This window comes from Pseudomonas sp. ATCC 43928 (assembly GCF_005938665.2).
Classification (GTDB): Bacteria; Pseudomonadota; Gammaproteobacteria; order Pseudomonadales; family Pseudomonadaceae; genus Aquipseudomonas.
The window spans coordinates 5,251,450-5,273,097 of record NZ_CP041753.1 but is presented as its reverse complement, the minus strand read 5'-3'; the positions used below and the strand labels follow the sequence as shown (position 1 = coordinate 5,273,097).

Genomic DNA, 21,648 nt, shown 5'->3' with positions numbered 1-21,648 from the left:
CATGGGGATGTTTGATGCCTCGTCCTATCCCGAGGCCGGAGTAGGGCTGGAATACCATTTGCCACGGCGCAGGGCACAGGATGACCGGTCGGAGGATGGACTTGACCCGACGGTCGAGCGAATTCTCGCTGAGGGTTTGCCGCATTTCGATTACGTCGAGTTTCAGCCGACCCACTGCATCCTGCAGCCTCGTTTACTTGACGTCAGCGCTCGAGTACCGAGCCTGCTGCACTCGTCCAGTTTGTCCCTGGGCAGCGTGGGCATCGCGATGGATCGCGAGTTTCTGCACATGACGCGGCGACTGTGCGACAAAACCCGCTCGCCGTGGCTGGCCGAGCATATTTCCTGGTCGCGTTTCCACGGTGGCGACACGCAGCATTTCATTTTGCCGACCCTGGCCCAAGAGGTGGCTGACACGGTGGTGGCCAATGCCATCGAATTGCGCGAGCTCACGGCCACACTGCTGGTGCTGGAAAACGCGCCGCGGTTGTTTTCATTGCCGGGTGGAGAAGAACTGCCCGAAGGTGAATTCATCTCCAGTGTGGTGGAGCGCAGCGGGGCGGGTTTCCTGCTGGATCTGGACAGCGCGATGGCGACCGCCAGAACCCAGGGGTATGACCTGAACGACTATTTGCGTTCGTTGCCGCTGGACCGATTGATTGAGGTTCACACCGGCCATCCGCAGCGGGATTGGGAGATCTTGCGCCAACTGTTCGCCTCATCCCCGGTGAAAGCGATCACCCTGGAGTGGGATATTTCCCGCAGAACCGATGACGCGGAGCTGCTGACGTTGATCAAAGCCATCAAATCCTTGAAGCCCAAGGCCCTGTTCTGGCGGGGCCGTGATCAACAGGGCGCGCAAGAGGCCCTGGCGGAGGATGCGCAGACTCCTTTGCGACTCAGGGAGAGCACCTGGCTCAGCATCGGGACGGAGTCGTTTTTTATTCGGGATCGGCAACGAGACCTGAGCCTGGAGTTTGGCGTGACGTTGCTGCCGTTACTGCGCCATTTCCTGAGCCCGCAAACGCTGGAAAGTGCCTTGTTGCTGCCGGGTGTTTTGCAAAGTCCTGCACAGGACGACAACCTGGCGTTTCTGAGGACACTGATCAGCCATGGTGTTTTGCTGCCCGTGGCGAATCAATCGGGTTCGGTCACCTGTAACGAAGGTAAGCATCCGCTCAACCTTTGGACCCGTTGGGATGCAGCGCTGGAGTTTTACCTGAGTACCCGGACCGGCTCGCACACGCCCTACATCAGCGTTGCCGAGCTGGAAACGGAGCTGGAGCAAAAGGCCTCGGCGCAACCTCAGCCGTCGGCGTTCAAGGACTACTGGTCCCATCCGTTCATCGCCCTGGAAAACCCGCTGCTGCCTGCCTGTGCGATTGCTCAGCCGACGCTGCTGGACTCGCTGTGCAATCGCCGCACGTCGCGAACCTTCAGTGATCAGCCGTTGAGTTCGGAACAACTGTCTTTGTTGCTCTACTACACCTGGGGCGCGACCGTCGTGCAGCACAACCGCATGGGTGACTATTTCCTGAAGAAAACCTCGCCGGCCGGCGGTTCGCTGCAGGGCACCGAGGTGTATGCGGTGCTGATGAACGTGCAGGGGTTCGAGCGGGGGCTTTACCACTATTCGGTACGCCGTCATGGGCTTGAGCTGCTTTCCCTGGAAGATCCGCGAGCCTGGATCAGCGAGGCTTGTGGTGGACAGGCGTGGATCAAGGATGCGGCAGCGGTGTTCGTTTCCACGGCGCGGGTCGAGCGAATGGCCTGGAAATACGAATTCAGCCGCGCATTGCGGGTGGCGCTGATGGATGCCGGGCATCTGAGTCAGACCTTTTCCCTGCTGGCCACCGCGCTGGGCCTGGGCAGTTTCACGACCGCAGCGTTACGCGACGAAATGTTCGAAAACCGCTTGGGGCTCGATTATCTGGAAGAGCCGGTGTTTCTGGTCAATGGAGTCGGAGGGTGAAGCGAACAGGCTGGTTTTTTTCACGACCAACAAAAAGCCCACCAAACGGTGGGCTTCGTGTTTACGGCGCTATCAGAACAACTTCATCTTCGGCGCTTCTTCTTTCAACGGCTCGTTCTTCGCCGTCTGTTCATTCCAGCCACCGCCCAACGCCTTGTACAGGTTGACCGCGCTGGTCAGCTGCGCCAGGCGGTCGGTGATCAGCGCCTGTTGGGCACTGAACAGCTGGCGCTGGGCGTCGAGGAAGGTCAGGTTGCTGTCGACCCCGATGCGATAACGACGCTCGGCCAGACGGTAGTAGTCCTGGTTGGCGCTGACGAAATCACGCTGAGCCTGCAACTGCTCGGTGTAGGTCTGGCGTGCGGCCAGGCCATCGGCGACTTCCTGGAAGGCCGTTTGAATGGACTTCTCGTAGTTCGCCACGCTGATGTCTTTCTGGATCTTGGAGTAATCCAGGCTGGCACGCAGGCTGCCGGCGTTGAAGATCGGCAGGTTGATTTGCGGCTGGAACAACCAGGTGCCCGAACCACCCTTGAACAGACCGGACAGGTCCGGGCTCAGGGAGCCGGCATTGGCGGTCAGGCTGATGCTCGGGAAGAATGCAGCCCGCGCCGCGCCGATGTTGGCGTTGGCGGCCTTGAGGTTGTATTCGGCCTGGAGGATGTCCGGGCGACGTTGCAGCAAGTCCGACGGCAGGCCGGCCGGCACGTCGCTCAGCAGGTCGTCCGACAGTGGCTTGGCTGCTTGCAGATTGGCCGGGATGCCGGTGCCGAGCAGCAACACCAGGCTGTTTTCATCCTGGGCGACCTGACGGGTGTATTTGGCCTGTTGCGCACGGGCGTTTTCCACCGAGGTACGTGACTGGGCCAGATCCAGCGCCGAGGCTACGCCCACTTCGTTGCTGCGCGAGGTGAGCTTGTAGCTCTCCTCGAAGGCACCGAGGGTTTCCTGGGTCAGTTTCAGCAGTTCCTTGTCGGCCTGCCAGGTCAGATAGGCATTGGCCACGCTGGCCACCAGACTGATCTGCGTGCTGCGCCGTGCTTCTTCAGTGGCGAAGTACTTCTGCAGGGCCTCTTCGCTCAGGCTGCGCACCCGACCGAACAGGTCGAGTTCGTAGGCGCTGATGCCGACGGTGGCCGAGTAGGAACTGTTGATGTTCGCTTCGCCGGTTTGCGAGGCCCGTGCCGGAACCCGCTGACGACTGCCGCTGCCGGTGGCCGAAACCGCCGGGAACAGGTCGGCGCGCTGGATGCGGTATTGAGCCGCATAAGCGTCGATGTTCAGCGCCGCGACACGCAGGTCACGGTTGTTCTCCAGCGCGGTCTGAATCACCTGCTGCAGCGCAGGGTCGTGGAAAAACTGCTTCCAGCCCTGTTCGGCGGCGGCCTGGTTGGGCGCCTGGGCCGGCGAATACGCCGGGCCTTGCGGGTATTGGCCCGCCACCGGTGCTTCAGGCCGCTGATAATCGGGTATCAGCGAGCAGCCACTCAGCACGAAAGCGGTGACTGCCAGGGAGAGTAGCGACTTGCTCATTAGCCAGCCTCTTGAGGAGTTTCAATGGCGTCATCCTGGTCGGCGACTTTGCGCTGGCCCATGGACGACACGGTGACGAAGAACAACGGAACCCAGAAGATCGCCAGGATCGTGGCCGTGAGCATACCGCCAATCACCCCGGTACCGATCGCATGTTGGCTACCCGAACCTGCGCCCGTGGAAATGGCCAGCGGTACCACGCCGAGCACGAATGCGAGCGAGGTCATGATGATCGGTCGCAGACGCATCCGGCAGGCTTCGATCGCTGCATCGCGCAGGCTACGCCCTTGCTCATGCAGTTCCTTGGCGAACTCGACGATCAGAATGGCGTTTTTCGCCGCCAGACCGATGGTGGTCAACAGCCCCACCTGGAAGTACACGTCGTTGGACAGGCCGCGCAGGCTGGTCGCCATCAGCGCACCGATGATCCCCAGCGGCACGACCAGCATGACCGCGATCGGGATCGACCAGCTTTCATACAACGCCGCCAGACACAGGAACACCATCAATAGCGACAAGGCGTACAGCGCTGGTGCTTGCGAGCCGGACAGACGTTCCTCGTACGACAGACCGGTCCAGGAAATACCGACACCGGCCGGCAGTTTCTTGGCCAGGGCTTCGACTTCGGCCATGGCCTCACCGGTGGAATAGCCGGGCGCCGGGGCACCGAGGATTTCTATCGCTTCCACGCCGTTGTAACGGGCCAGTTTCGGTGAACCGTAGATCCATTCACCCCTGGCGAACGCCGAGAACGGAACCATGGTGCCGGCGCTGTTGCGCACGTACCACTTCTTCAGGTCTTCAGGACTCATGCGAGCGCCGGGCAGGCCTTGCACGTAAACCTTCTTCACACGACCGCGGTCGATGAAGTCGTTCACATAGCTACTGCCCAGGGCAATCGACAGGGTGTTGTTGATGTCGGTGAGGGTCACGCCCAGGGCGCTGGCCTTCTCATCGTCGATTTCCAGCTGGTACTGCGGCTCGTCATTCAGGCCGTTCGGACGGACTTGCGACAGGACCTTGCTTTGCGCCGCCATGCCGAGGAACTGGTTACGGGCTTCCATCAGCTTGTTGTGACCGATGCCGGCACGGTCCTGAAGGAATACGTCGAAACCGGTGGCGTTACCCAGTTCCAGTACCGCTGGTGGCGCAAAGGCAAACACCATGGCGTCGCGGAAGGTAAAGAAGTGCTGTTGGGCACGGGCCGCCAGTTTGAACACGCTGTTGTCGGCGTTACGTTCGTCCCATGGTTTGAGCATGATGAACGCCATGCCCGAACTCTGGCCACGGCCGGCGAAGTTGAAGCCGGTCACGGTAAACACCGAGGCCACTGCATCGCCTTCGCCGCCATCCTTGCTCGGACGCAGCAGGAACTCGCGCATTTCATCCACGACCACTTGCGTGCGCTGGGAGCTGGAACCGGCCGGGGTTTGCACCTGGGCAAACAGTACGCCCTGGTCTTCTTCCGGCAGGAACGCCGTTGGAATGCGGGTGAACAGCCAGATCATGCCGACCACGATAATCAGGTACGCCAGCAGGTACGGAGCCTTGTACGCGAGCATGTTGCCGACGCCGCGCTCGTAGCTTTTGACGCCACGGTCGAAGTTGCGGTTGAACCAGCCGAAGAAGCCGCGTTTCGGCGTGCCGTGCTCGCCTTTCGGAATCGCCTTGAGCATGGTGGCGCAAAGCGCCGGGGTGAAGATCAATGCAACCAGCACCGACAAGGCCATGGCCGAAACGATGGTGATCGAGAACTGCTTGTAGATCACACCGGTGGAGCCACTGAAGAACGCCATCGGCAGCAGTACCGCGGACAGCACCAGAGCAATACCGACCAGCGCACCCTGGATCTGCCCCATGGATTTCTTGGTGGCCTCCTTGGGTGACAGGCCTTCTTCGCTCATGACCCGTTCGACGTTTTCCACCACGACGATGGCATCGTCCACCAGCAAGCCGATGGCCAGCACCATGCCGAACATGGTCAGGGTGTTGATGCTGAAGCCGAATGCCGCGAGGATCCCGAATGTACCCAGCAATACCACCGGCACGGTCATCGTGGTGATGACGGTGGCGCGGAAGTTCTGCAGGAACAGGAACATCACCAGGAACACCAGCACGATCGCTTCGACCAGGGTTTCAACCACTCCTTTGATCGACTCGGTCACCACCGGGGTGGTGTCGTACGGGAACACCACTTCCATCCCTTGCGGGAAGAACGGCTTCAGGTCATCGATGGTTTTGCGCAGGGCCTTGGCGGTATCGAGGGCGTTGGCACCGTTGGCCAGTTTCACTGCCAGACCAGAGGCCGGGCTGCCGTTGAACTGTGCGCTGACGCTGTAGTTCTCGCCCCCCAGGCCTACTTCGGCGACGTCTTTGAGGCGAACCTGCGAGCCGTCCTTGTTGACCTTGAGCAGGATTTCCTTGAACTGCTCGGCAGTCTGCAGGCGGGTCTTGCCGATGATCGTAGCGTTCAGTTGCTGGCCGGGCAGGGCGGGCAAGCCGCCGAGTTGACCGGACGATATCTGGACGTTCTGCGCCGCGATGGCGGTTTTCACGTCCACCGGGGTCAGGTTGAAGTTGTTCAACTTGGCCGGGTCGAGCCAGATCCGCATCGCGTACTGGGCGCCGAAGACCTGGAAGTCACCGACACCGGCGGTCCGCGAGATCGGGTCCTGCATGTTCGACACGATGTAGTTGGACAGGTCGTCCTTGGTCATGCTGCCGTCACGCGACACCACACCGATGACCATCAGGAAGTTTTTCACCGACTTGGTCACGCGGATACCCTGCTGCTGCACTTCTTGCGGCAGCAGCGGGGTGGCCAGGTTCAGTTTGTTCTGGACCTGAACCTGCGCGGTATCGGAGCTGGTGCCCTGCTCGAAGGTCGCGGTAATGGTCATGCTGCCGTCGGAGTTACTTTCCGACGAGACATAACGCAGGTTGTCGATACCGTTGAGCTGTTGCTCGATCACCTGCACCACGGTGTCCTGCACGGTTTGTGCAGAGGCGCCGGGGTAAGTCACGGAGATCGCAATGGCCGGAGGCGCAATGCTCGGGTATTGGTTGATCGGCAGCTTGAGGATCGATAAAGCCCCGACCAGCATGATCACCAGGGCAATTACCCAGGCGAAAATCGGACGGTCGATAAAAAATTTCGACATGGTTTACTCCCCTTTGCCGCCGACAGCGACTTTGGCTGCCTGTGCGGGGACCGGGCTCTTGGCGTTGACGTTGGTGGCTTCAGTGGCCTTGACTTCAACACCAGGTCTGACGAATTGCAGCCCTTCAGTGATCAGGCGATCGCCTGCCTTCAAGCCGTCTTCAATCAACCATTGGTTGCCGACAGTACGGCTGGCCTTGAGCTGACGCAGTTCGACCTTGTTGTCCGGACCCACGACCAGCGCGGTCGGGGTGCCTTTGAGGTCGCGGGTCACGCCTTGTTGCGGCGCCAGAATCGCCGCGCTGTTCACGCCGGATTGCAACTGAGCGTGAACGAACATGCCCGGCAGCAGGGTGTGATCAGGGTTCGGGAACACCGCGCGCAGAGTCACGGAACCAGTGGTCTGGTCTACCGAGACTTCAGAGAACTCGAGCTTGCCGTCCACGGCGTACTGGCTGCCGTCTTCCAGGGTCAGCTTGACCGCGGCGGCATTGTCGCCCGCCTTTTGCAGACGACCGCTTTCCAGTTCGCGGCGCAGCTCAAGCAGCTCCACCGAGGACTGGGTCACGTCGACATAGATCGGGTCCAGTTGCTGGATGACCGCCATGGCGTCGCTCTGGCCACTGCTGACCAGCGCGCCTTCCGTCACCGACGAACGGCCGATTCGACCGGAGATCGGTGCGTAGACCTTGGTGTAGCGCACGTTGATCTGGGCGGTCTGCAGGGAGGCTTCCGATTGCAGGCGGTTGGCCAGTGCCGTGTCGTACTCCTGACGGCTGACGGCCTGTTCGTCGACCAGTTGCTTGTAGCGATCGGAGATCGACTTGGTCGAACGCAGGTTGGCTTCGGCGCTTTTCAGGGTCGCGTCATAGACCGACGGGTCGATCTGATACAGCTGCTGTCCGGCCTTGACGTCGCCGCCTTCCTTGAACAGTCGTTTGAGAATGATGCCGTTGACCTGTGGGCGAACTTCGGCAATGCGGAACGCACTGGTGCGCCCCGGAAGTTCGGACGTCAGGGTGAAGGCTTGTGGTTGCAGGGTTACGACGCCGACCTGAGGGGTGGGTGCGGCAGGTGCCGCCTCTTCCTTTTTACATCCACTGAGCAGCGATGCCAGGGCGAGGGCAGTAACCAGAGCGGTAACAGCTGGCTTGAATTGCATGAAGATCCTCGGGTCAGGCGCGCAAGTTGCGCACAAGAAAGGTGGAAGGTTAAAAAATTTTACCGGGTGGATAAGTAGCTTGCTAAGGAATATACTTACATTCATGCTTGTTTGTAAATACCTTGGCGGCGTACCCACACCGTTACAAAAGCCGTCCAAAGATTTGAATTGTAGGCCTGAGACGAAGCCCGAAAGCGCTCGCCTCACTTCTATTCAGCGGATGCTCAGACATCGCTGAGGCACCCTGATTGAGGTTTTACTGCCATGGTCCGTCGCACCAAAGAGGAAGCTCAAGAAACCCGAAGCCAGATACTCGAAGCGGCAGAAAAAGCCTTTTTCGAGCGGGGCGTGGCACGCACGACGCTGGCGGATATCGCTACCCTGGCCGGGGTGACTCGCGGGGCTATCTACTGGCATTTCAGTAACAAGGCGGATCTGCTGCAGGCGATGCTCGATACCCTGCACGAGCCGCTGAATGAAATGGCCAAGGCCAGTGAAAGCCAAGACGAACTCGACCCGCTGGGCTGCATGCGCAAACTGCTGATTCATTTGTTTCATCAAGTTGCACTGGACCCGAAAACCCGACGCATCAACGAGATTCTGTTTCATAAGTGCGAATTCACCGATGAAATGTGCGACCTGCGCCAGCAGCGCCGAACGGTCAGCCTCGATTGCAATGTGCGAATCGCGCTGGCCCTGAGTAATGCGGTGAATCGCGGGCAGTTACCGGAAAACCTCGACGCTGCCCGCGCGGCCATCAGCTTGCATGCCTACATCGATGGCATCCTGTATCAGTGGCTGTTGGCTCCCGACAGTTTTCAACTGCACATCGAAGCCGAGCGTTGGGTCGACACAGGTTTGGATATGCTGCGCTTGAGTCCCAGCCTGCGCAATTGAAACAAAATGCGTAATTGGATCCGTTTTTGTCAAGGCATGACGCGGGGAATGTCCCTGCTTCGCGCGCCTTTTTGCAATGGGATGCTTTTATATACGTACGTTCGCCAGGTTGATAGGTAGCGAGCTACGTATTTTGTAGGGATTTTGTGTCGAGTATGTGAATGAGTGTGAACGCCCCGGCTACAAGGGCGCCGAATAGCCGACCAAAGGCATCGCATTTGCCTCAGTGACCTTTGATCTTCCTTACGCAAAAGCCCCGGCTCTTTCGAGTCGGGGCTTTTGCATTTCAACGGTCGAGGCTTACAGCGTCGGATAGTCGATATAACCGACCGGGCCCTTGCCGTAGAACAGTTCCGGACGCGGCTCGTTCAGCGGTGCATCGGCCTTCAAGCGCGCTGGCAGGTCCGGGTTGGCGATGAACGGCACACCAAACGCCACCGCGTCGGCCTTGCCGCTGGCCAGCCACTCGTTGGCGCTGTCCTTGGTGAAGCGTTCGTTGGCGATGTACGGGCCGCCGAAGGCTTCTTTCAATTGCGGGCCGAGGCTGTCGGCGCCTTCTTTTTCGCGCGAGCAGATGAACGCGATGCCGCGTTTTCCCAGTTCGCGAGCGACGTAGGTGAAGGTCTCGGACAGGTTGTCGTCGCCCATGTCATGGGAGTCGGCGCGCGGTGCCAGGTGCATGCCGACGCGGCCAGCGCCCCAGACTTCGATCACGGCGTCAGTCACTTCCAGCAACAGGCGCGCACGGTTTTCCAGGGAGCCACCATAGTTGTCGGTGCGCTGGTTGGTGCTGCTTTGCAGGAACTGGTCGAGCAGGTAACCGTTGGCACCGTGGATTTCCACGCCGTCGAAACCGGCGGCCTTGGCATTCTCGGCCCCCACGCGGTAAGCGTCGACGATGTCGGCGATTTCAGCGGTTTCCAGGGCGCGCGGAGTTGGGTAGTCGGCCAATGGACGAACCAGGCTGACATGGCCTTTAGGCTGGATGGCACTCGGTGCGACCGGTGCTTCGCCGTTCAGGTACGAAGGGTGGGAAACCCGACCCACGTGCCACAGTTGCAGGAAGATTTTGCCGCCCGCGCCGTGAATCGCTTTGGTCACGTTGCTCCAGCCGCGCACCTGGTCGTTGGACCAGATGCCGGGAGTGTCCGGGTAACCGACGCCCATCGGCGTGACCGACGTGGCCTCGCTGAGGATCAGGCCGGCAGAGGCGCGCTGCACGTAATACTCGGCCATCAGCGCGTTCGGCACACGGCCTTCGTCGGCGCGGCAGCGGGTCAACGGTGCCATGATGATGCGGTTGGCCAACTCGAGGTCGCCCAGTTTGATCGGATCGAAAATTGTCGTCATTTAATAGCTCTCTTTTAGCGATTAATGGGTAGCGGGGGCCAGCTCGGCATCGCCGCTCTGACGGAAAGTAATCAGGGTCACCAGCAGGGCGAGCACCGCCAGTGCGGCTGCCGCGAGTGGCACGCGGGTCAGGCCGAAGCCGTGGGCGATGACGCTGCCGCCGACCCAGGCACCGAGTGCGTTGCCGACGTTGAAGGCGCCGATGTTCAGGGTCGACACCAGGTTCGGTGCAGCCTTGCCGAAGGTCACCACGTTGACTTGCAGTGCCGGCACGGCGGCAAAGCACGCGGTGGCCCAGAGGAACAGGGTGATTTCGGTCGGGATCAGGGCCTCGCTGGTCCAGGTCAGCACGGTGGAGACCACCGCCATGGTGATGAACACGCCGATCAGCGTCGCCGCCATGCCTTTGTCAGCCAGCTTGCCGCCGATGATGTTGCCGACTGTCAGGCCCAGGCCGATGAGCACCAGGGTCCAGGTCACGCCACGCGGGGAAACACCAGTGACTTCGCCCAACAGCGGCGCGACATAGGTGAACAAGGTGAAGACCGACGCGGCGAACAAGGCGGTCATGCTCAGGGATAACCAGATACCGGCCCCCTTGAGGGCGCGCAGTTCGGCGCGCATGTCGAGTTTCTCTTCATCACGCTTGGCCGGCAGGAAGCGGATCAGGCCGATCAGCGCAATCACACCGATCACGGTCACTGCCCAGAAGGTCGAACGCCAGCCAGCTTCCTGGCCGAGCGCGGTGCCCAGCGGTACGCCGAGGACGTTGGCCAGTGTCAGGCCGGTGAACATCAGGGCCACGGCCGACGCACGTTTGTTGGCCGGCACCAGGCCTGCCGCCACCACCGAACCGATGCCGAAGAACGCGCCATGGCACAAGGCGGTGACCACACGGGCAAACATCAGGACGTTGTAGTCACTGGCCAGGGCGCAGAGCAGGTTGCCGATGATGAAAATCCCCATCAACGCTACCAGCGCGGCCTTGCGCGGCAGCCTGGCGGTGGCCAGTGCCATGAACGGCGCGCCGATGGCCACGCCCAGGGCGTAACCGGTCACGAGCCAGCCGGCGCCGGGGATCGACACGCCGAGGTCCGCCGCCACATCGGGCAGCAAGCCCATGATGACGAACTCGGTGGTGCCGATGGCGAAGGCGCTCAAGGCCAGAATGAGTAGCGAGAGGGGCATGATTGATTCCTTATCGGCCAAAGGGTCAGAGCTCTTTGCTGAAGGTGCGAAGGAACTCCTGGATGGTTTCCTCGTTGCGTTTGAAAAAATGCCACTGGCCGACTTTGCGGCTGCTGATCAGGCCGGCGCGTTGCAGGGTCGCCAGGTGTGCGGACACCGTGGACTGCGACAAACCGCAACGTTGATCGATCTGCCCGGCGCAGACGCCGTGCTCGTTGCTGTGGGTCTGGTCGGGAAATTCGACGGCCGGGTCTTTGAGCCAGTGCAGGATTTCTCGCCGTACCGGGTGTGCCAGGGCTTTTATTATTTCGTCGAGGTCGAGGTTCATGGCTTGGGGCTCGTGATGAGTAAAACGTTATATCGCGATGGGGCGAACTTTAAATCGGTATTTCGCGATATACCAATATGATTTCGGTCTGATGACTGCGTAAATCGGTATATCGGGTTATAACGATATTGGTGAGGCAGTGCTAAGCTGCGCCCATGAACTATCTCGCACATCTGCACCTCGGTGGCCAACGCCCCGGTCAAATGCTCGGCAGTCTGTATGGCGACTTCGTCAAAGGGCAGCTGCAAGGGCAGTTCGATCCGGAGATCGAGGCGGCCATCCAGCTGCACCGCAGCATCGATGTCTTCACCGACCGTCATCCGTTGGTGGATGTCTCGTTGTCACGGTTTTCCATGACGCGTCGACGTTATGCGGGGATCGTGCTCGATGTGTTTTTCGACCATTGCCTGGCCCGGGACTGGACGCATTACGCGGAACAGCCGCTGGCGCAGTTCACCTCCGACGTTTACCGGGTGCTGTTGGCCGAGCCACAGTTGCCGGAGCGCCTGGCGAAGATTGCGCCGCACATGGTGGCCAATGACTGGTTGGGGGCTTATCAGGAGTTCGAAGTGCTTGAGCAGGTGCTGCGGGGGATTTCACGCAGACTGACGCGACCCGAGGAGCTGGCCGCGGCAATGCAAGAGTTGCGGCGGTTGTATGAACCGTTGAGCGAGGATTTTCGGTTGTTTTATCCGCAGCTTCAGGATTTTGTGCAGAGTCAGCCGGCGACATAAAACCACTGTGGGAGAGAGCAAGCCCGCTCCCACAGAAAAGTGTGTTTAAGCGGCGATGGCGGGGCGAATCGGGACTTGCCGGGGTTCCGGAATCGCCCCAAACAACGCCTTCTGCACCGCCTGCTGCGCCTCGAACGCCAGCGCCGCGCGTTCCCGGTCCTGGCACTCGATCGGCTTGAGCAGATGAATCTCCACCTCACCCCGATCATTGGCGAACAAGCGCATCAGGTGCGACAGCAAATCATCATCGCCAATGAACGGTGCCAGGGTATCCAGCTCGCCGTTGCGCAGATAACGAATCGCCACCGGTTGCAGCGCCACTTCGGAATCGATCGCCGCTGACAGCAAACGACCATGAAACGTGCGCAGCGAACGCCCATCGGTGGTGGTGCCTTCCGGGAACATCAGCAGCGGGTGTTCCTGTTCCAGATGGCGAGTCATCTGTTTGCGGATCAACTGACTGTCGCCTGAACCACGGCGAATGAACAGGCTGCCAGCCTTGGCCGCCAACCAGCCCGCCACCGGCCAGGTGCGCACTTCAGCCTTGGACAGGAACGACAGCGGCGTGAGCATGCCCAGCAGCGGAATGTCGGTCCAGGACACATGGTTGCTGACCCAGAGCATCGGCGCCTTCGGCAATTGACCATGGACGGTGACATGAAAGGGCAGGGCATTGCTCAGCCGCGCCATGAAAAACCGCGACCAGCGCTGGCGACGGACCATCGAATGGGCAATCCCCAGTCGTTCGAACGCGCCGAACACACTGGCCATGGTCAAGCCCAGCGCCACCACCATCAGCACTCGCGCAATTCGCGCGTACACCCGCAAGCGGCTCATTACACAGCCGCCTTGAAGTGCTTGGCGTAACGCGGGCAGAGCTCGTCGCGCTTGAGCAGGATGAACACGTCGGCCACCTGGAAGTCTTCGTCCCAGCACGGCTCGCCGCAGATCTTTGCGCCCAGGCGCATGTAGGCCTTGAGCAGCGGCGGCATTTCGGCGATGACGTTCGATGGAATGTCCAGCGTCGGCAATGGCTTCTTCGGCTCGGCCCGCAGGTGTTCGGTGCACAGGTAACGTTCGCGCAGGCGTTGCATGATCGCGTGGGCCTGGATGCCGCCGTCCTGCATCGGAATGCTCGCGCAACCCATCAGATAGCTGTAGCCGCCCTGGTTCAGCACTTCGGCCAGTTCACCCCAGAGCACGGCGATGGTGCCGCCGTTGCGGTAGGCCGGGTCGACGCAGGTGCGACCGATTTCCAGGATCGGGCCTTTGAGATGGACCAGGCCATGTAGGCTGAATTCTTCTTCGCTGTAGAACTTGCCCAGGCTGCTGGCGGCGGTGTGGTCGAGCAAACGAGTGGTTGCCACCAGACGCCCGGTATTCAAGTCACGTACGCCGATGTGGGCGCAGTGAACATCATAGTCATCCATGTCCAGACCCAGCTCCGCGCCTTTCAGCCTGGCGTTGAATTCGCCACTGAACACGTTGAAGCGCAAGGCCTGGGCTTCCTGCAGCGCCTCGGCGCCCACCAGGCGTTCGGCTTGCAGGCGGCGTTCATTGCCGGTGTCGCTGATGCGGGCGATCTGAGTCATTGCGAATCTCCGTACGGGCTGGCCACCCGTCTTGGGTTGCAGCCGATCGACTTTCTTTATGCAGCCGTGTTGTGCAAAGTCAGGCTATGTAGCCCCGGTGTCATCGCCATGAAGCTTTGGTGATGCTTATATGACAGCCCACAAGGAGCCTCTTATGCCCTGGCAAACCCTGTTGAACCGCAGCGATCGCCTGCCCGCCGACCCCGACCTTGGCGAAGGCTTCGCGACCTTGTTGCACCGCTTGGGCACGGTCACCCCGTTTGAATTGGCGGTGAACGGCGGACGGCTGATGGCGACTCCGGGGTTGGCGTTTCTGGTGGGGTATCAAGCGGCGCTGCGGATGCTCTGGCCGAGCGCGCCGCTGAGCCTCGGTGCGTTGTGCGCGACCGAGCAACGCAGCTTGCGGGTGGCGGACATGCAGACCCGGCTGCGGGATCTGCGTCTGAGCGGACGCAAGGATTTCGTCACCGCCGGCGATGCCGCCGACTGGCTGCTGGTCGCCGCTCGCAGCGAAGAGCCAGGCAGCGACCCGCGCCTGAGTCTGGCGGTGGTTTACCCCGGCGAACCGGGCGTGCGTCTGGAGAAACTCGCGCCGTTGCCGTTGATGCCCGAGATCAGCCACGGTCGGCTGTTTCTCGATAACGCGCTGTGCGAATTGTTGGCGGGGGACGGCTGGGATGCTTACGTCAAACCGTTCCGCACCCTGGAAGACATTTATGTGCTGAGTGCGATGACCGCGTGGCTGTTCGGCATTGGCCAGGACAACGACTGGCCGCACACCTTGCAACTGCGTTTGCTGGCGCTGCTGGCCGGGTGCGCGGAAGTCAGCCGCCAGGCGCCGAACAATCCGGCCGGGCATGTGTTGCTGGGCGGTTTGTTCGCACAGTTCGACGGGCTCAAGGCTGAAGTGAATCAGGCCATGACCGATGGCCCGCCGCAATGGGCGGCGGTGTGGCAGCGCGATCAGGCCGTAATGGATCTGGCAGCAGGGGCTCGGGGCAAGCGGTTGGCCAAGGCGTTGGCGGGATCTTCGTTAGGGTGACGGGCCTCCCAAAACTGTCATCAACCTCGACTAGGCTCAGCAGGTTCATCCTCCGAGCGTCCTCCATGTTCAAAGGCTTGTCGCTGATTTCCATCCTGCTGTTCAGCTTCACGGCCCAGGCCGAAAACTGGCCGGCCGAGCAATGGTTGCCCGGCCCGACAGTCACCGGTCCGGCCGTTCAAGCCCTGGAAAACTACGCTTTCCCACTCCGCAACGACACCACCCGCGAGGGCATCCGCACCGATGCCTTGTTGGTGATCCATGACGGCCAACTCGTCTACGAGCGCTACGCCGACCCGACCCGTGCCGACACCCCGCACCTGACCTGGTCGATCAGCAAAAGCCTGATGGCCACGGTGCTCGGCGTGGCCTATGGCGAAGGTCTGTTCAAATTGCAGGACCCGGCGGTGCAGTTCTATCCAGCGCTGGAAAAACACCCCGCCATGACCATGGCCGACTTGCTGCATTGGGCCTCGGGCCTGGATTGGCAGGAAGACTATGAGTACGCACCGTTGAAGTCCTCGGTGGTAGCGATGCTCTACACCCGAGGTCATCGCGACATGGCTGCGTTTACCGCCGACCATGACGCGTACGCCAGGCCCGGTCAGGCCTTCCGCTACTCCAGCGGCGACAGCAATCTGCTTTCCGTCGCGTTGAAAGCCATTGTTGGCCCGGCCCGATATCCGGATTATCCGTGGACCGCATTGTTCGAACCCTTGGGCATTCGCGGCGCGGTTTGGGAAGCGGATGCCACGGGGACATTTGTCGCTTCGTCCTATGCCTACCTCACCGCCCGGGACCTGGCACGGGTCGGCCTGTTGATGGCGCGCGACGGTCGCTGGCGCGAGCGGCAGCTGCTGCCCAAGGCGTGGGTCGACTTCAGCCGTGAGCCGTTCGCCCGCTACCGAGCCAACCAGGATGAAGCGGTGCCCGGCGGGCATTGGTGGCTCAATCGAGCGGTGGATGGTGCGGCACAACCCTGGCCCGATGCGCCCGTCGACACCTTCGCCGCGCTGGGCCATTGGGGCCAGGCGATGTACGTGATTCCCAGCGAAAAACTGGTGATCGTCCGCTACGGCGATGATCGCGATGGAAGTTACCGGCATAACGAACTGCTCAAACTCGCGCTCCAGGCGTTTGCCATGAAGGTGCAGCCATGAGCCGTCGCAGTTTCATTCGCCGTCGGCCGTTCAGCACATTGTTGCTGGTGCTGCTGACCGCTTTGCTCGGCTGGGGCTGGCAGGAACGCGTGGCGCTGTGGGCTTTTCCCGACATCATCAGCGCTTACACCGCCAAGGAATACTGCTCGTGCCGGTATGTGATGAACAATCCGGCGGCGTATTGCCAGGGTTATGTGAAGCAGTATTTACCCACCAGCGGTTTCGTCGATGATGCCGCGAGCAAGCGGGTGACGGTCGGCGGATTGGGGCGCAGCAACAGCGCACAGTGGAGCGGCGAGCGCCAGGGCTGCCGCCTGCAACCCTGACGTGGTCGTACTCGTTGTGGCGAGGGAGCTTGCTCCCGCTCGGCTGCGAAGCAGTCGTAATGCCAGCGGCGGAGATCTGATTGGAGGAACTCATTGTCTGATTTCGGGAGCGCTTCGCACTCCAGCGGGAGCAAGCTCCCTCGCCACAAAGATTGGGGCGAAGTCACAGAAAGTTTGCAACCTGCCTCAAGCCAGTTAAGGTTCGCTCAGGTTTATCTGCCCCCGAGTTTCTATGTTCAAGCGGTTCATCTACAAAACCCTCGCTTCCCTGCTGCTGGCCGGTGTCACCGTGTCGGCCCAGGCCAATTGGTATCTGGACGGCGAGTCCTCGCGGCTGTCGTTTGTCAGCACCAAAAACGCCAACATCTCCGAAGTGCAGCGCTTTCTGGTGCTGCATGGCAAGGTCGACCCCAAGGGGCTGGCCGAGGTGGAAGTCGAGCTGGAGTCGGTTAATAGCGGCATTCCGCTGCGTGACGAACGCATGCGCAAGGAACTGTTCCAGATCCAGACGTTTCCCGAGGCGCTGATTACCACGCAAATCGATTTGCGGCCAATCAACGACCTGGCGCCCGGTGCGCAACTGGAACTGCGCTTGCCGGTGACCGTCAACCTGCATGGCAAGCAACACCAATATAACGCCGAACTGCTGGCGACCCGTCTCGATGACCGGCGCTTTCAAGTAGTGACCCTCGAGCCTTTGGTGATCAGCGCCGAAGATTTCGACCTGGCCCCAGGCCTGGAAAGCTTGCGCAAGCTCGCCGGTTTGTCGGCCATCAGTCTGTCGGTACCGGTGGGTGCGGTGCTGATTTTCACGGCGCGCTGAAATGCGTGGTGCAATTTTTCCATGGCGCGAAGGCAATCGCTTCGAACTGCTGATCGACGGCCCGCAGTTTTTCCCGCGCATGCTGGTGGCGATTGCCCGCGCCGAAGAACAAGTCGAGCTGGAGCTGTACCTGGTGGAGGCAGGGGCCTGCGCCGAGGCGATGGTTCAGGCGCTGGTCCAGGCGGCCGAGCGTGGCGTGCGGGTACGCTGTCTGTTCGATGACTATGGCAGCCTGGCCTTCACACTGACTTTGCGTCAGCGCCTGATGGCCGCCGGGGTCGAGTTGCGTTTTTACAATCGGCTGAGCTGGCGACGCTGGGTGGGCAACTTCTATCGCGATCACCGCAAGTTGCTGCTGGTGGATCAATCCCTGGCGGTCGTCGGTGGCACCGGGGTCACCGATGAGTTCTGGTCACCGGGCGAAGACACCTGCGAATGGCACGAAGTGATGGTGGAAATCACCGGTCCCCTGGTCATCGACTGGCAATTGCTGTTCGACCGCCAATGGATCGCCAACCGCTATCGGCGTGCCTGGAAACCCGTTTCACACTTCGGTCTACCGCGCCTGCCGCGAGTGCCGGTGATGGGCGAGGGCATGGGCCGGGTCGCTTATGCCGACGCCCGCCAGCACCGGGACATTCTGCAATCGCTGATTCGCGCGCTGAACAGCGGCAAGCAGCGAATCTGGCTGGCCACGCCCTATTTCCTGCCAACCTGGAAAGTCCGCCGCTCGCTGCGCCGGGCGGCGAATCGTGGCGTCGATGTGCGTCTGCTGCTGACCGGGCCGCGTACCGATCACCCGTCGGTGCGCTACGCCGGGCATCGCTACTACCCGCGACTGCTCAGGGCCGGGGTGAAGATCTTCGAATACCAGCCGTGTTTCCTGCACCTGAAAATGGTGTTGATCGACGATTGGGTGAGTATCGGCTCATGTAATTTCGATCACTGGAATCTGCGCTTCAATCTGGAGGCCAACCTCGAAGCCCTGGACCCAGGGCTGACCCGAGCGGTGGCGGCGAGTTTCGAGAATGACTTTGCCTTGAGCCAGGAAGTCAGTCTTGAGGCGTGGAAGCGCCGACCGTTGTGGCGGCGGGTCAAGCAGAGGGTTTGGGGATGGGTGGATCGGGTGGTGGTGAATCTGCTGGATCGGCGGGGGTAGGTTTTTTAGATCCAGATCATTCCCACGCAGAGCGTGGGAATGATCAATTAAGCGGGGTTACAGCAACTCAAAGCTCTGCTGCGTCACGTCCTGTGAGTCCAGGCCGATCTCCACGTTGAACTTGCCCGGTTCCGCAGCGTACTTGAGCTGGGCGTTGTAGAACTTCAGGTCATCCTCGGTGATGGTGAAGTGCACGACTTTCTGTTCGCCGGCCTTGAGCAGCACTTTCTGGAAGTTCTTCAGTTCCTTGACCGGGCGGATCATCGAGCCGGTCACGTCCTGGATGTACAACTGCACCACGGTTTCGCCGTCACGCTTGCCGGTGTTCTTCACCACGACGCTGGCGTCGAGCTTGCCGGTCTTGTTCAGCGTGGTCGACGACAATGCCATGTCGGTCAGGCTGAACTGGGTGTAGCTCAGGCCGAAGCCGAACGGGAACAGTGGCCCGGTGGTGTCTTCGAAATACTGCGAGGTGTAGTTGCCCGGTTTGCCGGGAGTGAACGGCCGGCCAATGCTCAGGTGGTTGTAGTAGGTCGGAATCTGACCCACCGAGCGCGGAACGGTGATCGGCAGCTTGCCCGACGGGTTGTAGTCGCCGAACAGCACGTCAGCGATAGCGTTACCGCCTTCGGTGCCGCTGAACCAGGTTTCCAGAATCGCGTCAGCCTGCTCTTTCTCTTCGAGAATCGACAGCGGACGGCCATTCATCAACACCAGCACCAGTGGTTTGCCGGTGGCTTTCAACGCCCTGATCAGCTCGCGCTGGTTGCCCGGGATGTTCAGGTCGGTGCGGCTCGACGATTCGTGGGACATGCCACGGGATTCGCCAACCGCAGCCACTACCACATCAGCATCCTTGGCGGCTTTTACCGCTTCGTCGATCAACACGTTGGCCGGGCGCGGATCGTCCACTACTTCCGGGGCATCGAAGTTGAGGAAGTTCAGGTAATCGAGGATTTTCTTGTCGTCGGTGATGTTCGCGCCACGGGCGTAGATCAGCGTCGACTGCGCGCCGAGGGCATTTGTCATGCCGTCGAACAGGGTGACCGATTGCGCAGGTTTACCGGCGGCAGCCCAACTGCCCATCATGTCGATCGGTGCTTTTGCCAAAGGGCCGACCAGGGCGATTTTCGCGGTTTTCTTCAGGGGCAGGGTATCGCCCTGGTTCTTCAGCAACACCAGGCTGCGGCGCGCGACATCACGGGCCTCGGCGCGGTGCAGGCGGCTTTCGGCGTAGGTGTCGGCCGGGTCATCCTCGGCCTTGCCGATGCGCAGGTACGGGTCTTTGAACAGACCCATGTCGTACTTGGCGGCGAGCACTTCGCGCACGGCGTTGTCGATGTCTTTCTGTTCGATCTCGCCGGATTTGAGCAGTCCCGGCAGCTCTTTGCCGTAGAGCGTGTCGTTCATGCTCATGTCGATGCCGGCCTTGATCGCCAGCTTCGCCGCTTCACGACCGTCGCGGGCGACGCCGTGTTTGATCAGCTCGAAAATCGCCCCGTGGTCGCTGACTGCCAGGCCCTTGAAGCCCCATTCCTTGCGCAGCAGGTCGTTCATCAGCCAGGTGTTGGCGGTGGCCGGTACGCCGTTGATCGAGTTCAGCGCAACCATCACCCCGCCGGCACCGGCGTCGATGGCGGCGCGGTAGGGCGGCAGGTAATCCTGGTACATCTTGACCGGGCTCATGTCGACGACGTTGTAGTCGCGACCGCCCTCGACCGCGCCGTACAAGGCAAAATGCTTGACGCTGGCCATGATGCTGTCAGCTGCGTTCGCACCGCTGCCCTGCAAGGCCTTGACCATCACACCGGCAATTCGCGAAACCAGGTAGGTGTCTTCGCCGAAGCCTTCGGAGGTGCGGCCCCAGCGTGGGTCGCGGGAGATGTCGACCATCGGCGCGAAAGTGATGTCGAGGCTGTCAGCCGCGGCTTCCTGGGCGGCGATGCGCCCGGACCGGCCAATGGCGTCCATGTCCCAGCTCGAGGCCAGGGCCAGGGGAATCGGGAAAATCGTGCGGTGGCCGTGGATCACGTCATAGGCGAAGAACATCGGGATCTTCAACCGGCTGCGCATGGCCGCGTCCTGCATCGGACGGTTTTCGGCGCGGGTGATCGAGTTGAAGGTGCCACCGATATTACCGGCCGCGATTTCCTTGCGGATCAGCTCCCGAGGCATTTCCGGGCCGATGCTGATCAGGCGCAACTGGCCGATTTTTTCATCGAGGGTCATTTGTTTCATCAGATGGCTGATGAAGGCGTCCTTGTTCTCTATCGGTGCGGGCGTCGTGGCGGCCAATACGGTATGACTGGCCAGGCTGACGAACAGGCCCAGCAAACACAGCTTCTTCATGAATGTTCTTCTCAAAAGGCCCAAGCGGCAGTGAATACGCGCCGGTCAGCCAAAATTTGGGGAGCGACTATTGTTGTTTGGGTATTGCTCAGAAAAATGCAGCACACTTCTTACTGCTTTTTCGCTGGGCATCTTTTAGCCCATTGGCTCGATGCAATCCAGTAGCGGCGCAGATTATGCCCCAAGAGCCGGGGTCAAAGTTCGCCGGTTGTTTTATCAACGCAATGTGCAAGGGAGCATCAACCAGATGAATGTACGACACCCCTATCGGTCGAGCCTGCAGGTTGCAGCCTTGATGTTGCTGACCGCTCTGCTGGCCGGTTGCGGCATCAACACGATCCCGACCCTCGACGAACAGGCCAAGGCCGCGTGGGGCCAGGTGCAGAACCAGTACCAGCGCCGCGCCGACTTGATCCCCAATCTGGTGGAAACCGTCAAGGGTTATGCCCGGCATGAGGAAGAAACCCTGACCGCAGTGGTCGAAGCCCGGGCCAAGGCGACGTCGATCCAGGTGGATGCGAGCACGCTGGACAATCCGGAAAAACTCAAACAGTTCCAGCAGGCGCAGGATCAGCTGACCGGCGCGCTGAGTCGGTTGATGGTGGTGTCCGAGCGTTATCCTGACCTCAAGGCCAACCAGAACTTCCTGGCGCTGCAATCGCAACTTGAAGGCACCGAGAACCGCATCGCCGTGGCGCGTCGCGACTTCATCCTCGCGGTGCAGAAATACAACACCGAGCTTCGCACCTTCCCCGGTCGCTTGTGGCACACCGTGTTGTACAGCGACTTGCCGATCCGCGAAACTTTCGAGGCCACCAGCCCCGGTGCCGAAAAAGCGCCTGAAGTGAAGTTCCAGTAGGCGCCGGACCGGGT

18 protein-coding genes are annotated in these 21,648 nt (G+C 60.9%); 9 read left to right on the top strand and 9 right to left on the bottom strand.

Annotation, left to right across the window (positions count from 1 at the left end; genetic code table 11):
- Position 1 precedes the first annotated feature (1 nt).
- Entirely contained in the window at positions 2-1,972 is a 1,971-nt protein-coding gene (locus tag FFH90_RS24125; protein WP_138866215.1) for a DUF692 family multinuclear iron-containing protein, read from the top strand.
- A gap of 72 nt (positions 1,973-2,044) precedes the next feature.
- On the opposite strand, the gene emhC is transcribed toward FFH90_RS24125, so the two are convergent.
- Genes emhC through FFH90_RS24110 form a run of 3 tightly spaced genes read right to left on the bottom strand, consistent with a single transcriptional unit; the run spans position 2,045 to position 7,827 of the window.
- The gene (gene emhC / locus FFH90_RS24120) at positions 2,045-3,505 is read right to left on the bottom strand and encodes an efflux RND transporter outer membrane subunit EmhC (RefSeq protein WP_018926863.1); all 1,461 of its coding nucleotides are present in this window, start codon (positions 3,503-3,505) and stop codon (positions 2,045-2,047) included.
- Positions 3,505-6,666: an efflux RND transporter permease subunit EmhB gene (emhB, locus tag FFH90_RS24115; RefSeq protein ID WP_018926862.1), complete on the bottom strand. Its 3,162-nt coding sequence runs from the start codon at positions 6,664-6,666 to the stop codon at positions 3,505-3,507. Before emhB ends, emhC begins: the two co-directional genes overlap by 1 nt.
- Before the next feature lie 3 nt (positions 6,667-6,669).
- The gene (locus FFH90_RS24110) at positions 6,670-7,827 is read right to left on the bottom strand and encodes an efflux RND transporter periplasmic adaptor subunit (RefSeq protein WP_018926861.1); all 1,158 of its coding nucleotides are present in this window, start codon (positions 7,825-7,827) and stop codon (positions 6,670-6,672) included.
- 264 nt (positions 7,828-8,091) lie between these two features.
- Here FFH90_RS24110 and emhR point away from each other — a divergent pair, with 264 nt between their 5' ends.
- Positions 8,092-8,724, top strand: a complete 633-nt coding sequence (gene emhR / locus FFH90_RS24105) for an efflux system transcriptional repressor EmhR (RefSeq protein WP_018926860.1) — start codon at positions 8,092-8,094, stop codon at positions 8,722-8,724.
- 300 nt (positions 8,725-9,024) lie between these two features.
- Here emhR and FFH90_RS24100 read toward each other — a convergent pair whose 3' ends face one another.
- The 3 genes from FFH90_RS24100 to FFH90_RS24090 are packed head-to-tail and all read right to left on the bottom strand — an operon-like array spanning position 9,025 to position 11,590.
- Entirely contained in the window at positions 9,025-10,074 is a 1,050-nt protein-coding gene (locus FFH90_RS24100) for an alkene reductase (RefSeq protein WP_018926859.1), read from the bottom strand.
- Between the two features lie 21 nt (positions 10,075-10,095).
- Positions 10,096-11,262, bottom strand: a complete 1,167-nt coding sequence (locus tag FFH90_RS24095; protein ID WP_138866214.1) for an MFS transporter — start codon at positions 11,260-11,262, stop codon at positions 10,096-10,098.
- 25 nt (positions 11,263-11,287) lie between these two features.
- Positions 11,288-11,590: a helix-turn-helix transcriptional regulator gene (locus FFH90_RS24090; RefSeq protein WP_018926857.1), complete on the bottom strand. Its 303-nt coding sequence runs from the start codon at positions 11,588-11,590 to the stop codon at positions 11,288-11,290.
- Between the two features lie 155 nt (positions 11,591-11,745).
- On the opposite strand from FFH90_RS24090, the gene FFH90_RS24085 reads away from it, so the two are divergent.
- Positions 11,746-12,324 carry an ACP phosphodiesterase gene (locus FFH90_RS24085; protein ID WP_138866213.1) on the top strand — a complete coding sequence of 193 codons (579 nt, stop codon included), beginning with the start codon at positions 11,746-11,748 and terminating at the stop codon, positions 12,322-12,324.
- 45 nt (positions 12,325-12,369) lie between these two features.
- On the opposite strand, the gene FFH90_RS24080 is transcribed toward FFH90_RS24085, so the two are convergent.
- Both FFH90_RS24080 and olsB read right to left on the bottom strand, forming a co-directional pair.
- Entirely contained in the window at positions 12,370-13,161 is a 792-nt protein-coding gene (locus FFH90_RS24080) for a 1-acyl-sn-glycerol-3-phosphate acyltransferase (protein ID WP_064619861.1), read from the bottom strand.
- Positions 13,161-13,916, bottom strand: a complete 756-nt coding sequence (gene olsB / locus FFH90_RS24075; protein ID WP_019580897.1) for an L-ornithine N(alpha)-acyltransferase — start codon at positions 13,914-13,916, stop codon at positions 13,161-13,163. Before olsB ends, FFH90_RS24080 begins: the two co-directional genes overlap by 1 nt.
- A gap of 154 nt (positions 13,917-14,070) precedes the next feature.
- On the opposite strand from olsB, the gene FFH90_RS24070 reads away from it, so the two are divergent.
- The 5 genes from FFH90_RS24070 to FFH90_RS24050 all read left to right on the top strand — a co-directional run bounded on the left by FFH90_RS24070 (position 14,071) and on the right by FFH90_RS24050 (position 18,426).
- The gene (locus FFH90_RS24070; protein WP_138866212.1) at positions 14,071-14,958 is read left to right on the top strand and encodes an acyl-CoA dehydrogenase family protein; all 888 of its coding nucleotides are present in this window, start codon (positions 14,071-14,073) and stop codon (positions 14,956-14,958) included.
- A 65-nt stretch (positions 14,959-15,023) separates the two neighbouring features.
- Positions 15,024-16,118, top strand: coding sequence for a serine hydrolase (locus FFH90_RS24065; protein ID WP_138866211.1), 1,095 nt, complete (start codon positions 15,024-15,026; stop codon positions 16,116-16,118).
- Positions 16,115-16,444 carry an amidase gene (locus FFH90_RS24060; RefSeq protein ID WP_138866210.1) on the top strand — a complete coding sequence of 110 codons (330 nt, stop codon included), beginning with the start codon at positions 16,115-16,117 and terminating at the stop codon, positions 16,442-16,444. The genes FFH90_RS24065 and FFH90_RS24060 overlap by 4 nt, the downstream gene beginning before the upstream one ends.
- Positions 16,445-16,676: 232 nt before the next feature.
- On the top strand, positions 16,677-17,267 hold the full coding sequence (locus FFH90_RS24055; protein WP_096479639.1) for a YceI family protein: 591 nt from the start codon (positions 16,677-16,679) through the stop codon (positions 17,265-17,267).
- A 1-nt stretch (position 17,268) separates the two neighbouring features.
- Positions 17,269-18,426: a phosphatidylserine/phosphatidylglycerophosphate/cardiolipin synthase family protein gene (locus FFH90_RS24050; RefSeq protein ID WP_018926849.1), complete on the top strand. Its 1,158-nt coding sequence runs from the start codon at positions 17,269-17,271 to the stop codon at positions 18,424-18,426.
- Positions 18,427-18,483: 57 nt separating this feature from the next.
- Here the strand turns inward: FFH90_RS24050 and bglX are convergent, their stop codons facing one another.
- A complete protein-coding gene (gene bglX, locus FFH90_RS24045) occupies positions 18,484-20,775 on the bottom strand; it encodes a beta-glucosidase BglX (protein WP_018926848.1) in 2,292 nt (763 codons plus the stop codon).
- 247 nt (positions 20,776-21,022) lie between these two features.
- Here bglX and FFH90_RS24040 point away from each other — a divergent pair, with 247 nt between their 5' ends.
- Complete coding sequence (locus FFH90_RS24040) at positions 21,023-21,634, top strand: LemA family protein (RefSeq protein ID WP_138866209.1); 612 nt, start codon at positions 21,023-21,025, stop codon at positions 21,632-21,634.
- The last annotated feature ends 14 nt before the right edge of the window (positions 21,635-21,648 follow it).